The sequence below is a fragment of the Amycolatopsis orientalis DSM 43388 genome, from assembly GCF_000411975.1.
GTDB classification, from domain to species: domain Bacteria; phylum Actinomycetota; class Actinomycetes; order Mycobacteriales; family Pseudonocardiaceae; genus Amycolatopsis; species Amycolatopsis orientalis_D.
The window spans coordinates 53,594-67,616 of the sequence record NZ_ASXG01000109.1; the positions used below are offsets into that span (position 1 = coordinate 53,594).

At 71.4% G+C, this 14,023-nt stretch carries 14 protein-coding genes; 10 read left to right on the forward strand and 4 right to left on the reverse strand.

The features are described 5' to 3' along the window. Positions 1-63: 63 nt before the first annotated feature. The 6 genes from L942_RS21200 (at position 64) to L942_RS21225 (ending at position 6,458) form a co-directional block, all read left to right on the forward strand. Positions 64-1,014: a DUF1177 domain-containing protein gene (locus tag L942_RS21200; RefSeq protein WP_037363098.1), complete on the forward strand. Its 951-nt coding sequence runs from the start codon at positions 64-66 to the stop codon at positions 1,012-1,014. Continuing rightward, the gene (locus tag L942_RS21205) at positions 1,011-2,351 is read left to right on the forward strand and encodes a cytosine permease (protein WP_037363101.1); all 1,341 of its coding nucleotides are present in this window, start codon (positions 1,011-1,013) and stop codon (positions 2,349-2,351) included. The genes L942_RS21200 and L942_RS21205 overlap by 4 nt, the downstream gene beginning before the upstream one ends. Continuing rightward, the gene (locus tag L942_RS21210; RefSeq protein ID WP_037363104.1) at positions 2,348-3,637 is read left to right on the forward strand and encodes a M20/M25/M40 family metallo-hydrolase; all 1,290 of its coding nucleotides are present in this window, start codon (positions 2,348-2,350) and stop codon (positions 3,635-3,637) included. The genes L942_RS21205 and L942_RS21210 overlap by 4 nt, the downstream gene beginning before the upstream one ends. Before the next feature lie 28 nt (positions 3,638-3,665). Continuing rightward, positions 3,666-4,400 (forward strand): dipeptidase PepE, encoded by a 735-nt coding sequence (pepE, locus tag L942_RS21215; RefSeq protein WP_037363108.1) that lies wholly within the window; start codon positions 3,666-3,668, stop codon positions 4,398-4,400. 226 nt (positions 4,401-4,626) lie between these two features. Then, positions 4,627-5,907, forward strand: coding sequence for an MFS transporter (locus L942_RS21220; RefSeq protein ID WP_200862873.1), 1,281 nt, complete (start codon positions 4,627-4,629; stop codon positions 5,905-5,907). Positions 5,908-5,933: 26 nt separating this feature from the next. Beyond that, positions 5,934-6,458 (forward strand): MarR family winged helix-turn-helix transcriptional regulator, encoded by a 525-nt coding sequence (locus tag L942_RS21225; RefSeq protein WP_235079291.1) that lies wholly within the window; start codon positions 5,934-5,936, stop codon positions 6,456-6,458. A gap of 45 nt (positions 6,459-6,503) precedes the next feature. On the opposite strand, the gene L942_RS21230 is transcribed toward L942_RS21225, so the two are convergent. The 4 genes from L942_RS21230 to L942_RS21245 all read right to left on the reverse strand — a co-directional run bounded on the left by L942_RS21230 (position 6,504) and on the right by L942_RS21245 (position 10,029). After that, positions 6,504-7,148, reverse strand: a complete 645-nt coding sequence (locus L942_RS21230; protein ID WP_037363111.1) for a carbonic anhydrase — start codon at positions 7,146-7,148, stop codon at positions 6,504-6,506. A gap of 83 nt (positions 7,149-7,231) precedes the next feature. Then, entirely contained in the window at positions 7,232-7,396 is a 165-nt protein-coding gene (locus tag L942_RS44780) for a hypothetical protein (protein WP_086024907.1), read from the reverse strand. Positions 7,397-7,984: 588 nt separating this feature from the next. Then, complete coding sequence (locus L942_RS21240; RefSeq protein WP_037363114.1) at positions 7,985-9,043, reverse strand: M20 family metallopeptidase; 1,059 nt, start codon at positions 9,041-9,043, stop codon at positions 7,985-7,987. Further along, a complete protein-coding gene (locus L942_RS21245; RefSeq protein ID WP_037363116.1) occupies positions 9,040-10,029 on the reverse strand; it encodes a LacI family DNA-binding transcriptional regulator in 990 nt (329 codons plus the stop codon). The genes L942_RS21240 and L942_RS21245 overlap by 4 nt, the downstream gene beginning before the upstream one ends. 111 nt (positions 10,030-10,140) lie before the next feature. Here L942_RS21245 and L942_RS21250 point away from each other — a divergent pair, with 111 nt between their 5' ends. Genes L942_RS21250 through L942_RS21265 form a run of 4 tightly spaced genes read left to right on the forward strand, consistent with a single transcriptional unit; the run spans position 10,141 to position 13,789 of the window. Next, entirely contained in the window at positions 10,141-10,893 is a 753-nt protein-coding gene (locus L942_RS21250; protein WP_037363117.1) for a glutamine amidotransferase, read from the forward strand. Positions 10,894-10,924: 31 nt separating this feature from the next. Next, a complete protein-coding gene (locus L942_RS21255; RefSeq protein ID WP_037363118.1) occupies positions 10,925-11,920 on the forward strand; it encodes a DMT family transporter in 996 nt (331 codons plus the stop codon). After that, positions 11,913-12,947, forward strand: a complete 1,035-nt coding sequence (locus L942_RS21260) for a phosphotriesterase family protein (RefSeq protein WP_037363119.1) — start codon at positions 11,913-11,915, stop codon at positions 12,945-12,947. Before L942_RS21255 ends, L942_RS21260 begins: the two co-directional genes overlap by 8 nt. Continuing rightward, on the forward strand, positions 12,932-13,789 hold the full coding sequence (locus L942_RS21265; protein ID WP_037363121.1) for a ribokinase: 858 nt from the start codon (positions 12,932-12,934) through the stop codon (positions 13,787-13,789). The genes L942_RS21260 and L942_RS21265 overlap by 16 nt, the downstream gene beginning before the upstream one ends. Positions 13,790-14,023 lie beyond the last annotated feature (234 nt).

A 14,023-nucleotide genomic window follows, 5' to 3' on the forward strand; every position in this document is an offset into this window, starting at 1 on the left:
GGGGTCCTCCGGCCGAATCTGGTCGGACCAATCCCGGCGGCTTGCCATCTTCAGAGGAACCACATGCTCAAACACGTCCTGGAACTGCTCGAAATCCTCGACGACCCGGCGGTGACCGGGAAAGAGGTCGTCGCCTACCTCGACGCCGTCGCCGGCGCGGACGGCAGCGGCGCGGAGATCACGACGGTGCCCGGCCCGGCCGGGAAGACCGACTTCGTCCGGGTGCGGGTGGCCGGAACGCGCGGCCGCACCGCGGGCGGCGACGCCCCCACGCTCGGCGTGGTGGGCCGCCTCGGCGGGGTCGGCGCCCGGCCGGAGGTGACCGGATTCGTGTCCGACGGGGACGGCGCCGCCGCCGCGCTCGCCGCCGCCGCCAAGCTGCTGTCGATGCGGGCCCGCGGGGACGTGCTGGCCGGCGACGTGCTGATCGGCACGCACATCTGCCCTGACGCGCCGACCCTGCCGCACGATCCGGTCCCGTTCATGAACTCGCCGGTCGACATCGCCACGATGAACAGCTACGAGCTGTCCGACGAGATGGCCGCCGTGCTGTCGATCGACACCACCAAGGGCAACCGGGTGATCAACCACCGCGGGCTCGCGCTGTCGCCGACCGTGCGCAGCGGCTACATCCTGCGGGTCTCCGAGGGGCTCGGCGAGCTGCTGGAGGCGGTGACCGGCGCGCCGCTGGTGACCTACCCGATCACCACGCAGGACATCACTCCCTACGGCAACGGCGTGTACCACCTGAACTCGATCCTCCAGCCGGCGACCGCGACCGACGCGCCGGTGGTCGGACTGGCCATCACCTCGGCGGCGACGGTGGCGGGCTGCGCGACCGGGGCCAGCCACGAGACGGACATCGCGGCCGCCGCGCGCTACGCGGTCGAGGTCGCCAAGCAGTTCGGCGCGGGCGCGCTGCAGTTCCACGACGAGGCGGAATTCGCCGTCCTCCAGGCTCGCTACGGCTCGATGGCGCACCTGCAGACCCTGGGCACGGAGGTGGCCGGATGAACACCGCGACCAAAACCGCGAAGCACGCCAAGAAGCGGATCGGCAACGACGACTACTCGCTCCGCCGCGTCCCCGACGAGGCCCGCTACGGGTTCGGTTCGATGCTGCTGCAGTGGCTCGCGCAGTCCGGTTCGCTGTCGCAGTTCGTGCTCGGCGCGACGCTCGGCGTGGGAATGCGGTTCTCCGACGCGTTCTGGGCGTTCACGCTCGGCGCGGTGATCCTGGAGGTGGTGATCTTCCTGATCGGCCTCGCCGGGCAGCGCGAGGGCCTCACGATGACCATGCTGACCCGGTTCACCGGCTTCGGCCGCAACGGGTCCGCGCTGGTGAGCCTGGTGATCGCGATCAGCCTGGTGGGCTGGTTCGGCGTGCAGAACGGCATCTTCGGCAAGAGCATGCACGCGCTCGTCGGCGGGCCGCCGTGGCTGTGGTGCGCGGTGTCCGGCGTGGTCTTGACCCTGCTGGTGATCTACGGCTTCAAGTACATGATGTGGCTGGCGAAGATCGCGGTGCCGCTGTTCTTCGGGCTGGTCGCGTGGAGCGTCATCTCGACGCTGTCGGACCATTCGGTGGGCGCGCTGGTTTCGGCCGCGCCGACCGCGACGGCGATCTCCATCCCGGCCGCGGCGACGATCATCGCGGGCGGCTACATGACCGGAGCCGTGGTCGCCCCGGACATGACCCGGTTCAACCGCAAGGGCTGGCACGTCCTGCTGCAGAGTTCCGCGTCGATCGTGCTGTCCGAGTACATCGTCGGGATGACCGGCGTGCTGCTCGGGCACCTGGTCGGCAGTTCCGACGTCACGCACATCGTGTTGTCCACGTCCGGTTTCGTCGGGCTGATCGTGGTGGTGCTGGCGACCGCGAAGATCAACGACTGGAACCTGTACGGCTCCTCGCTGGGCGTGGTGAACTTCGTGCGGACCGTGTTCGGCCGCCCGCTGCACCGCGGCGTCGTCACCCTGGTGATCGGCATCGCCGGGACGGTGCTGTCCGCGATCGGGTTCCTGCAGCACTTCACCGCGTTCCTGTCGGTGCTGGGCGTCGCGATCCCGCCGGTGGGCGGGATCATCGTGGCCGAGTACTTCCTGGTGCGCCGGCTTTCCACGCCGCTGCGGGAGACCCGCGCCGCCGGCCGCGTCCCGGCGACGATGCCGGTGTGGGTGCCCGCGACGCTCGCGGTGTGGGCCGTGGCGTTCTGCGTCGGCAAGTTCGTGCACTGGGGAATTCCCGCGCTGAACTCGCTGCTCACCGCCGCGATCCTGTACACGGTGCTGGGCCGCGCCGGGCTGATCCGCCCGGTGGGCTCGGTGGACCTGGAGGAGGTGGCTCGGTGACCAGCGCACAGGACGAGGTGGTCGACCTCTGCCGGGACCTGATCCGGATCGACACGTCCAATCCGGGCGCGACCGAGCGGCCCGCCGCCGAGTACGTCGCGGAGAAACTCTCCGCCGCCGGGCTGGAACCGACACTCGTGGAAAGCGCGCCGGGCCGGGCCAGCGTGTTCGCCCGAGTGTCCGGAGTGGACTCTTCGCGGCCCGCGCTGCTCCTGCACGGGCATCTGGACGTGGTGCCGGCGGACGCCGACGAGTGGAGCGTCCCGCCGTTCTCCGGCGAAATCGCCGACGGCCTGCTGTGGGGCCGCGGCGCGATCGACATGAAGGACTTCGACGCGGCGATCCTCGCGCTGGCAAGGCAATTCGGCCGCACCGGCGAGAAACCGCCGCGGGACGTCGTGTTCGGCTTCCTCGCCGACGAGGAGGGCGGCGGGAAGTTCGGCTCGCACTGGCTGGCCGAGAACCGCCCGGACCTGTTCGACGGCGTGGGGGAGGCGATCACCGAGGGCGGCGGGGTGTCGTTCGACCTCGGCAACGGCAGCCGGCTGTACCCGATCGAATGCGCGCAGCGCGGGCAGGCGTGGCTGCGGCTGACCGCCACCGGCCGCGCCGGGCACGGCTCCTCGCCGAACGACGAGAACGCCGTCACCGACCTCGCCGAATCGCTGGCCCGGATCGGGCGGCACCGGTTCCCGGTCCGGCTGATCGAACCGGTGCGGGCGCTGCTGGAACGCGCGGCGGAACTGCTCGGCGTCCCGTTCGATCCGTCCGATGTGGACGGCAGCCTGGCGCGGATGGGCCCGGTGGCCGATCTGGTGAACGTGATCCTGCGCAATTCGGCGAACCCGACCATGATTTCCGGCGGGTACCAGGTCAACGTCATCCCCGGCCGGGCCACCGCCGCGGTGGACGGCCGGTTCCTGCCCGGGTACGAGCAGGAGCTGCTGGACACGATCGACGAGCTGCTGCTGCCGTCGGTGCGCCGCGAGTTCATCCACCGGGACATCGCGATGGAAAGCGGGTTCGACGGTCCGCTGGTGGACGCCATGTGCGCGGCCGTCACCGCGGAAGATCCGGACGGCCACCCCACGCCGTACTGCAACGCCGGCGGCACCGACAACAAGGCGCTCTCCGCGCTCGGCATCCGCGGCTTCGGGTTCAAGGCACTCCGCGTCCCGCCGGACCTGCCGTACAACCGGCTGTTCCACGGCGTCGACGAACGGGTGCCGCTGGAATCGCTGCGGTTCTCCGTCCGGGTCCTCGGCCGGCTGCTGCGGACTTGCTGAACAATGGCGGGGAACCAAGGAGAATCGCGTGACTGACTTGCTGTTGCTGTCCAATTCGACCAACCACGGCCGCGGCCCGCTGGAGCACGCGCGGGACGCGGTGGCCGAGGTGCTCGACGGGCGTACCGAACTGCTGTTCGTGCCGTTCGCGCTGGCCGACCACGACGGCTACACCGAGCGCATCGCCGCCGCCGTCGAGCCGCTCGGCGTGCGGGTGCGCGGGCTGCACGCCGCGGCCGACCCGGCCGCCGCCGTGCGCTCGGCCCCGGCGGTGTTCACCGGCGGCGGCAACACTTTCCGCCTGCTGGCCGAGCTGTACCGCCGCGAGCTGCTGGAACCGTTGCGGGAGCGGGTGTCGGAGGGGATGCCCTACCTCGGGGCCAGCGCGGGAACGAACATCGCCGGGCCGACGGTGCGCACCACCAACGACATGCCGATCGTGGAGCCGCCCAGCTTGTCCGCGCTGGGCCTGGTGCCGTTCCAGCTCAACCCGCACTACGTCGATCCCGATCCGGCCAGCACGCACATGGGCGAAACCCGGGAGAAACGGCTCGCGGAATTCCACGAGTGCAACGACATTCCGGTGCTCGGCCTGCGCGAGGGCACCTGGCTGCGGGTGCGCGGCGACTGGGCGGAACTGGCCGGGGTGTCCACGAGCGGCGGTGCGCCCGGGCGGCTGTTCCGGCGGGGCATGCCGGGCGAGGACGTCTCCGGCGACGTCAGCGAACTGCTCGCTCCGGCGCGCGAACCGGTGTGGGGCTGACGCGCCGCGGCTTCTGCCGGGTGCCGACGGGGAAGGGCCGGGGCCTGCGGGCTCGGCCCTTCCCCGTTTTCGCGTCCGGGGCGGAGCCTGCCCGGATAGCTTGACACAAGCATCTTAGGACAAAGATACTTCCCGGCGACCCCGCCGGCCGAGGCGGCCGGTCCGGCGCGGCGGGTCCGCGCGGTCCCGGCCGCCTCGCGATGGTCCGGCCCGGAAAGGAACCGCGGTGACTGTGCTGAGGGAAGGCCGGCGACCCGGCGCGCCGCTGACCGCGTGGCTGGGCGTGCTGGCGCTGCTGGCCGTCGTGGCGATCTCCTACATCGACCGGGTCAACGTCTCCGTGCTGATCACCGATCCGGCCTTCACCCAGCACTTCGGCATCAAGGGCAACCGGGCCGCGCAAGGCGCCCTGATGACGCTCTTCCTGGCCGGCTACGGCATCGCGGCGATGCTGATCACGCCGTGGTACGAAGCGGTTTTCGGGGTGCGGCGCGGACTGCTCGTCAGCCTGGGGTGCTGGGCGCTGTTCACGCTCGTGTCCCCGTACGCCGGGAGCGCGATGCTGCTGCTTACGCTGCGGTTCCTGCTCGGGGCCAGCGAGGGGCCGCTGTTCTCGCTGAAGACCATGTACGTCAAGGACAATTTCGCCGAAGGCGCGTGGGGCAAGCCGAACGCGGTCAGCTCGATGGGCGTTTCCCTGGGCACCGCACTGGGCATCCCGGTGATCACCTTCGCCCTCGTGCACTTCGGCTGGCACGGTTCGTTCCTGCTGCTCGCGGCACTCAACCTGGTGGTCGGGCTGCCGCTGGTCGCCCTGTTCGTCCGAGCCTCGCGGCACCGGACGGCCGTGCGGCAGCCCGCGTTGCGGCGGTTCGCCGGGGCGCTGCGCACGCCCAAGCTCGGCTGGATCCTGCTGATCGAGGTGGCCACGCTCGGCTATCTGTGGGGGAGCACCTCGTGGCTTCCGTCGTATTTGCTGCAGGCGCGGCATTTCTCGCTGGCGCAGATGAGCGCGCTGTCGGCGCTGCCGTTCGTGGTCAGCCTCGGGTCCGGGTTCCTCGGCGGATACCTCATCGACCGGCTGCCTGCCCGCCGCGCGCCGCTCGTGCTGGTGATCGGCAGCATCGGCACCGCGCTGTGCGCGACGACTACCACCTTCGCCGATTCGCGCTGGCTCGCGGCGGCGGCCCTGATCCTCGCCAACGCGTTCTGGGGCCTGCAGGGACCGGCGATCCCGACGCTGGTGCAGCAATACGCACCGGCGGGCGCCGTCGGCAGCGCCTACGGCCTGGTCAACGGGGTCGGCAACCTGGTGTCGGCGCTGCTTCCCACGTTGATGGGCGTGGCGATCGCGGCGGGCGGAGACCACGGATTCGCCGCCGGGTACGCCCTGCTCGCCGCGACCCAGCTGCTGACGCTGCTCGGTGCGGTCGTGCTGCTGTGCGGCCGGGCTCCGGCCCGCAAGGAAACCACCGCAGCCGATCAGCCCGCGGTGCAATCCCCTTAGGACGGACCCGGATAGGCTCCGTGCGCATGTCGCGGAACAAGGAGCCGATCACGATGGACCCGGTCGACCAGGTGGTCGCGGACTGGGCCCGGCAGCGTCCGGACCTGGACGCCTCGCCGATCGCGATCTTCGGCCGGATCCGCCGGATCGCCGACCTCGCCGCGGGCGGCCTCCGCGGGTACCTGGCCCCGTACGGCCTGACCCCGGGCGAGTTCGACCTCCTGTGCAACCTGCGCCGGGCCGGCCGCCCCTACCGCAAGACGCCGTCGGAACTGGCGGCCTCCGCGCTCGTCACCTCCGGCGCGCTCACCGGGCGGCTGGACGCGCTCGAACGCGCCGGGCTGATCCGCCGCCGCGACCACCGGGCCGACCGCAGGGTCAGCTACGCCGAACTGACCGCGGCCGGCCGCAAGCTCATCGACCAAGTCCTCGAGGGACACCTCGCCCGGGAACAATCGCTCCTCGCCGGTCTGGACGAAGCCGGCCGCAAGGACATCGAACGGGCACTCGCCCTGCTGGAACATGCGATCCGGGAAGCCGGTCCGAGGTGAAGGGAGTTCCGGAGGCGGGGTTCTCCCGCTGACGGAAGCGGACGGTCAGGCCGCCGAGTTCGCGGTGGGCGCCTCGATGCCGTGCGCGGCCACGACCTCGGCGCTGCCGTCGGCCAGCCGGTAGCGGAGGCCGACGACGGCGGCGCGGCCCTCGGCGACGCGGTCGGCGAGCACGCGGGAGCGGTCGAGCAGCAGGTCGACGGTGTGCTTGACGTGCTCGGCGAGGATTTCGTGCGGCTCGGTCCGGCCCGCGGCCCGGGCGGCGAGGACGCTGGGGGTGACCTTTTCGACGACGTCGCGGACGTAGCCGACCGGTGCGAGCCCGTCTTCGAGGGCGGCGGTGGCCGCGCCGACGGCGCCGCAGGAGTCGTGGCCGAGGACGACGACGAGGGGGCAGTTGAGCAGGTCGACGCCGTATTCGATGCTGCCCAGCACTTCGCCGCCGATGACCTGGCCCGCGGTGCGCACGACGAAGAGGTCGCCGAGGCCGCGGTCGAAGATGATCTCGGCGGCGAGGCGGGAGTCGGCGCAGCCGAACAGGACCGCGAACGGGTGCTGGTTCGGCGCGATGGCGGCGCGGCGGGCGGCGTCCTGGTTGGGGTGTTCCGGGGCGCCGGTGACGAAGCGCTGGTTGCCCGCCATGAGCAGGTCGAACGCTTCCTGGGGGGTCGTCGGTGTCGTGTCGGCCATGGGCTCAAGCGTAAGCCGCTCCGGGCGGCGATGGGTGTTGCCATCGTCTCGCCCGGAGCGGGTTTCAACCGGTCGTGACCGGGTCAGCGGCCCCGGCCGAGCGCCGCCCGCTTCACGAAGCCGACCGCGGCGGTCGCCAGGAAGAGGACCGCGCCGACGATGACGAGCCAGAACAGGCCTTTGATCACCACCCCGAGCACGATGCACACCAGCCAAATCACCAGAAGCAGACCGAGCAGCGCCAGCATGGAGTCCTCCTGACCGTGAAACTTGCGGTTGCCCGAGGAATACCCCCGCGAGGAGGGGCTAAGCGGTCCGGTCGGCACCGGATCGATGACGATCCCGCTGCCGGCGACCTTGACCGGCGAGGCGCCGGGCAGGTTTCGTGCTGGCTCGCGCCACCGCGCAGCGCGCTCATTCGGTCCGCCTCCTGCCTTCGCCGCCGCGATCGCGCCGCCACGGCGGGTGGGTCGGCGGGCGGTCGCTCCACGCCCGAGGCCGCGCCGTGGGTCACTTGGGCAGCCGCCGCCCTCTTGTCCACCATCGCTTCGGCCTCGGACGAGGGCCGTCCGGCAGATCTCAAGCGACACCGCCCTGCCGCGGTCGGCGGGACCGCGAACACGGCCACTGGCCGAAAGAGCCGGGTTGTCCGAACGCCGCAATCCGGCGCGTCGAGACCGGGCGGCTCCGCGCACATCCGATCCGGGCAGCGCGGGGCGGACGCGCTCAGCCTGGAGCCCGGTCAGCGCGCGGACCGCCGGGCGGCAGTCGCCGCGGCGGGCAACGATCTGGACCCGCTGCCGTCAGCCCGCGCCGGACCGGCAGCGCGGCGACAGTCAGCGCGCGGCGGACAGCACCAGTTCGCGGTAGTTGCGCACCGCCTCTCGCCAGGATTCCAGTTCCAGTTTCTCGTTCGCCGCGTGCATTTCCCGCGGATCTCCGGGGCCCCAGATCACGATCGGGGCTCCGGCCACCGAACCGGCCAGTGCCGAGGCGTCGGTGAAATAGGCGGCGGCGGGCGCGGCGTCCTGGCCCGCGAGCGCCGCCGGCAGCCGCGGGGTTCGGACAGCGGGCAGGTCGAGCTCCACCTCCGCGCTGATCGCCGGATCGAGCGACCGAGCCCAGGCGATCGCGGGCGCGCCACCGTCCACAGTGCGGACATCCAGCGTCAGAACCGCTGACGCCGGAACGATATTCGTCGCGGTCCCGCCTTGGAAGGTGCCGACGTTGACGGTTTCCTCGCCCAGATAGTCCTCAGTGGACAACGGGAGCGAGCCGAGCGAGCCGAGCGCGCGGTCGGCGAGCACCTGGATCGCGTTGCGCCCGAGATGCGGCGTGGACCCGTGCGCGGCCTTCCCCGTCGCGGTGAGACGCAGCCACGTGGCCCCGCGATGCCCGAGCGAGACGCGGTTCTGCGTCGCTTCCGGCACCACGACGATCCGTGGGGTCAGCTCCAGCGAGGGCGCCGCCTCGGCCGCACCCCGGCAGCCGATTTCTTCGTCGCTGGTGAGGAGGACCTGGGCGTCCGCGCCGGCTTCCGCGGCGTTGCGCAACGCTGCCAAGGCGGCGACCAGTCCGCCCTTCATGTCGACGCTGCCGCGGCCGTGCAGGAACTTCTCGTCGACGTCCGCGGAGAACGGGGGCCGCTCCCACAGGTCGGGGGAGCCGACCGGGACGGTGTCGAGGTGGCACACGAACAGCGCACCGTTTCTCGAACCGCTGCCGAGCAGTACCCACGGCCGGCCCGCGGTGGAGCGCTGCAGCACGCGGACGCCCGCGGTGCCGGTGGCGTAGGAGACGGCCAGCTCCAGTGCCGCGGCCTGTGCGGCGTTGTCGCCGGAGGTGGTGTCCTGGCGCACCAGGGCGCGCAGCAGGTCGAGGGCTTCGCCGGTCATGCGGAGTGCTCCCGGGTCGATTCGCGGACGACGAGCTGCATGGAAAGCACGTGGTCCGCGGGGCTCTGGCCGGCCGCGAGCCGGGTGATTTCGTCGACCGCTTTGCGGGCCATCTGCTCGGTCGGCTGCGCGACGGTGGTCAGCCTCGGCGACGTCCATTCGCCGAGGGTGATGCCGTCGCAGCCGATCACCGAGAGGTCGTCCGGCACCGAGACTCCGCCGCGGCGGGCCGCTTCGAGCAGGCCGACCGCGGCGATGTCGCTGGCGGCGAACACGGCGGTCGGCGTCGCGTCGGCCCGCGCCATGTGCGCGAAGAAGTTCATGCCGAACGCCGAGCTGAACGTCCCGCGCACGATCATCGACTCGTTCACCTCGATCCCGTGCGCCTTCAGCGCCGCCCGGTACCCCGCTTCGCGCTGGTCGGCCGTGCGCAGCCCGGCCGGGCCGCCGACGTGGGCGATGAGCCGGTGGCCCTGGGAGATCAGGTGGGCGGTCGCCTGGTAGGCGCCGCCGAAGCTGTTCGCGGTGACGTGCGCGATCCGCGGCCCGGCGGCCTCGACGTACTCGTCCAGGAAGACCACCGGGAAGTCGCCGGCCAGCCGGCTCGCGAAGGCCTCGTTGGTGCTGTTCATCCCCAGGTAGATCAGCCCGCCCACGTCCGGCACCCGCATCAGCCGTTCGACGCTGGCGCGCTCCCGCGAGGGCGACGAGCCGGTGAGGGCGGTGTAGACGTCGATGCCGTCCTCCGCGGCGGCGTCGGCCACCGCGTCCGCCAGCGTCGAGAAGTACGGGTTGTCCAGCGACGGCACCACCAGGCCGAGGCTGAGGCCGGTCACCTGTTTCTGCACGGGCGGATGCCCTTCGGCGGACAGCGCGGCGTCGATCCGCCGGGCCGTCTCGGCGGCGACGTTCAGCTCCCCCCGGACGTACCTCGACACCGTCGACACGGCCACCCCGGCCTCTCGGGCCACCTTCGCCAGCGACATCCGGCTCCTCCCCGTTCGAGCGTTGACGGCGACTGCACCCGCATCCTATATTGACGGCGTTGCGCTATGTTGCGCAACACACGCTAAAGCTTTCGCCCGAAGGAGTCGTCGATGGTCAAGGTCCTGCTAGCGGGGGAGTCGTGGGTCAGTGCGACCATCGACCACAAGGGATACGACCCGTTCGCGCACACCCAGGTGGAGATCGGGTGCGAGCGGCTGCTGGCGGCGCTGGCGGCGGAAGGGGTCGAGGTGACTCACCTGCGTTCGCACGACGTGGCCGAGAAATTCCCGCAGACGCTGGAAGAGCTCGCGGCCTACGACGTCGTGCTGCTCTCCGACGTCGGCTCCAACACGCTGCTGCTGCACCCGGACACGTTCACCCGGGGCCGTCCGACGCCCAACCGGCTGAAGCTGCTGCGCGAATGGGTCCACGGCGGCGGCGGGCTGATGATGGCCGGCGGCTACCTGAGCTTCCAGGGCTTCGAGGGCAAGGCGAACTACCACCGGACGCCGATCGAGGAGATCCTCCCGGTCGACCTCGACCCGTTCGACGACCGCGTCGAGACCCCGGAAGGCGTCCGCGCCCGGGTCGTGCGGCCCGGCCACCCGGTGGTCGCCGGACTCGACCAGGAGTGGCCGATCCTGCTGGGCTACCAGCACACCACGCTGAAGCCGGACGCCGAACTGCTGGCCACCGTCGAAGGCGACGTCATGCTCGCCGTGCGCCGGGTCGGCAAGGGCCGCACCCTCGCGTTCACCTCGGACATCTCCCCGCACTGGGCTCCGGAGGAGTTCATGGGCTGGGACGGCTACCGCAAGCTCTTCGCGCAGGCGCTGACCTGGCTCGCCGGACGCGAAAACTGAGCCGCGCGCACTCGGGATCAAGGAGGATTCGATGAGTACGTCACCCACCCGCCGCGCGACCTCGGTGGTCGTCCTGACGATCGCGACCGTCTTCGCCGGAATGCTCGGCCCGTTGCAGTCTCTGGTCAACGGACATCTCGGCACCGCGCTCGGCGACGGCCACGCCGCCGCGCTGGTCTCGTTCGGCACCGGACTGGTGCTGATGCTGATCATCGTGCTGGCGCGCGCCCGCACGCGCACCGCGTTCTGCCGGCTGCCGGGTCAGCTGGTGCGCGGCGAGATCCCGCGATGGAACTTCTTCGCCGGGCTGTGCGGCGCGGTGATCGTGCTCTCCGAAGGCGTGACGGTGGGCTTCCTCGGGGTGGCGATCTTCCAGACCTCGCTGATCTCCGGCATGGTCATCTCCGGCGTGGTGTGCGACCGGCTGGGCATCGGCGTCCCGTTCAAGCAGGCGATGAGCGCGCCGCGCGTCGCCGGGGCGATCCTGGCCATCTGCGCCACAGTGCTGGTCGTTTCCCCGAACTGGTCGGCCCCGCACATGATCGCGCTGGCGATCATGCCGTTCGTCGGCGGCCTGCTCGCCGGCTGGCAGCCCGCGGGCAACTCCGAGATCGGCCTGCTGTCCGGCTCGATGTTCATCTCCATCACCTGGAACTTCCTCATCGGCTTCGCGGCGCTCGGCCTCGTGTACGTCGTGCGGATGGCGGTCTCGGGCGCGCACTTCGCGTTGCCGGGCACGTGGTGGATGTACTTCGGCGGCCCGCTCGGACTCCTGTCGATCGCGCTGATGGCCTTGCTGGTGCGCGGACTCGGGCTCCTCCTGCTGGGGCTGGCCTCCACCGCGGGCCAGCTCATCGGCTCGCTGCTGCTCGAGGTCGTCGCTCCCGCGGCGGGTTCCAGCCTGCACCTGGTCACCGTCATCGGTGCTTTCGTCGCGCTGGCGGCCGCGGCGATCGCGATGATTCCGTCCCGGCACACCGCCGAACCCGCGGTCCTCGCCCAGCCGGCCGAGGTGCGCCGTGGCTGAGGTGCGCGGCGTCCTCGGGGCGATCGACGCGGCCGACCTCGGGCTGGTGCTGCCGCACGAGCACCTCTTCAACGACCTGTCCTCCGCGGTCGCCGAACCTTCCTATGCCTCCACCCGGCGGCTCGTCGACGCGGAAGTGGGGCCGGGCTGGCAGTTCCTGCTTCGCCAGGATCCGTACTGCTGCGCCGACAACGTGGCCGCGAAGGACCACGCGAGCGTCGTGCGCGAGGTGACGGCGTTCGCCGAAGCCGGCGGCGGCACGGTGGTCGACGCGACCGGCAGCGCGGCGATCGGCCGGGACCCGCGAGCGCTGGCCGCGGTGGCCGAGGCGACCGGGGTCAACGTCATCATGGGGACCGGTGCGTACCTGGAGAAGTTCGAGGGCGAGCGCATCACCGCGGTGTCCGTCGACGAGCAGACCGCGCGCATTCTCTCGGAGCTGGACGAGGGCGTCGGCGAAACGGGAATCCGGGCCGGCGTCATCGGCGAGGTCGGGATCTCGCCGCTTTTCACCGACGGGGAACGGGCTTCGCTGCGGGCCGCGGCGCTCGCGCAGGCGGCGCGGCCGGACGTCGGGCTCAACATCCATCTGCCGGGCTGGCAACGTCGCGGGCACGAGGTGCTCGACCTGGTGCTGGACGAATGCGGGGCGCGGCCGTCGAAAGTGGCGCTGGCGCACAGCGATCCGTCCGGCGACGACCCGGGTTACCAGCGCGAGCTTCTCGGACGCGGCGTGCTGCTGGAGTTCGACATGATCGGGCTCGACATTTCGTTCCCCGGCGAAGGCGTGGCCCCGACGGTTTCCCAGACCGCGCGGGTCGTGGCCCGGTGGGTGCGCGAGGGCTTCGGGGACCAGATCATGGTGTCGCACGACCTGTTCCTGAAACAGATGTGGACGCACAACGGCGGGAACGGGCTCGTGTTCGTGCCGACGGTCTTCGCCGATCTGCTCGAAGCCGAAGGCGTCCCGGCCGATGCCGTCGCCCGGCTGATGCGGGACGTCCCGGCTCGATGGCTGACCGCATGATCCCCTCGGTAGCAGTGGTCGCGTCGCTGAATGTCGACCACATCGTCCACGCTCCGCGCATTCCGGAGCCAGGGGAGACCCTGATGGGTTTCTCCACGAGCCGGGAACTGGGCGGAAAAGGCGGCAACCAAGCGGTAGCCGCTGCCCGGCTCGGCGCGGACGTGACCCACGTGCGACGGTCCCCGCTGCCCACCGGCCGGGCCGCGATCACCGTCGACGCGGAGGGCGTCAACTCGATCGTCGTCGTGGCCGGGGCGAACGCGGACATCCCGGCAGCCGCGGCCGAAGCGGCGATCGGCGAATTGCCCGGCCTTCGGGTGGTCGTCGGCCAGCTGGAGGCGGCCGCGGACGCCACGGAACGCGCCTTCGCGACTGCTCGCGAACGCGGCGTGCGGACAGTGCTCAACACCGCACCCGTCGACGAGGTGGCGGCGCACCTGCTGCCGCTGAGCGACGTGGTGGTGTCGAACGAGATCGAGTTCCGGCAACTCACCGGCCAGGATCCCTTCGACGACAAGGGTTTGCGCCGGGGAGGCGCCGAACTGTTCGCAGCGGGTTGCCGTTGGGTGATCGTGACGTTGGGGGCCGAGGGCTGCGTCGTCCTCGACCCGTCGTCGTCCGCGCGCGTTCCGGCGGTCGCGGTTCGAGCAGTGGACACCACCGCGGCCGGGGATTCGTTCGTCGGCGCGCTTGCTGCCCGGCTCGCGGAGCTCCCGGGCGAGCCGACGACCGCGGATGTGGTGGCGGCCTGCGGGTTCGCGGCAAAGGTGGCCGCGGTCGTCGTGACGCGGCACGGGGCGCATCCCTCCCTGCCGACCTTGGCCGAGGTTCTCGAGGCGTGACCCGGGCGGCGGCGCCCCTCCCCGGATGCCGCCGCCGGAGTTCGGGCAGCACTCGCTGGAGAGGTCCGGACGGGGTGTTCGGCTGCGGCGCGGCAGGTCTTCGGCGAGGTGGACCGGCAGGCGTATCCCTTGTGCCAGAACGAGATCGGGTCATGGTGCGGCTGGTTGTCCGTTCCACGACCCGCCGCTGGTGCAGCCGTTCTCGGAGAAATCGGTGCAGGACACGGTCTTCGG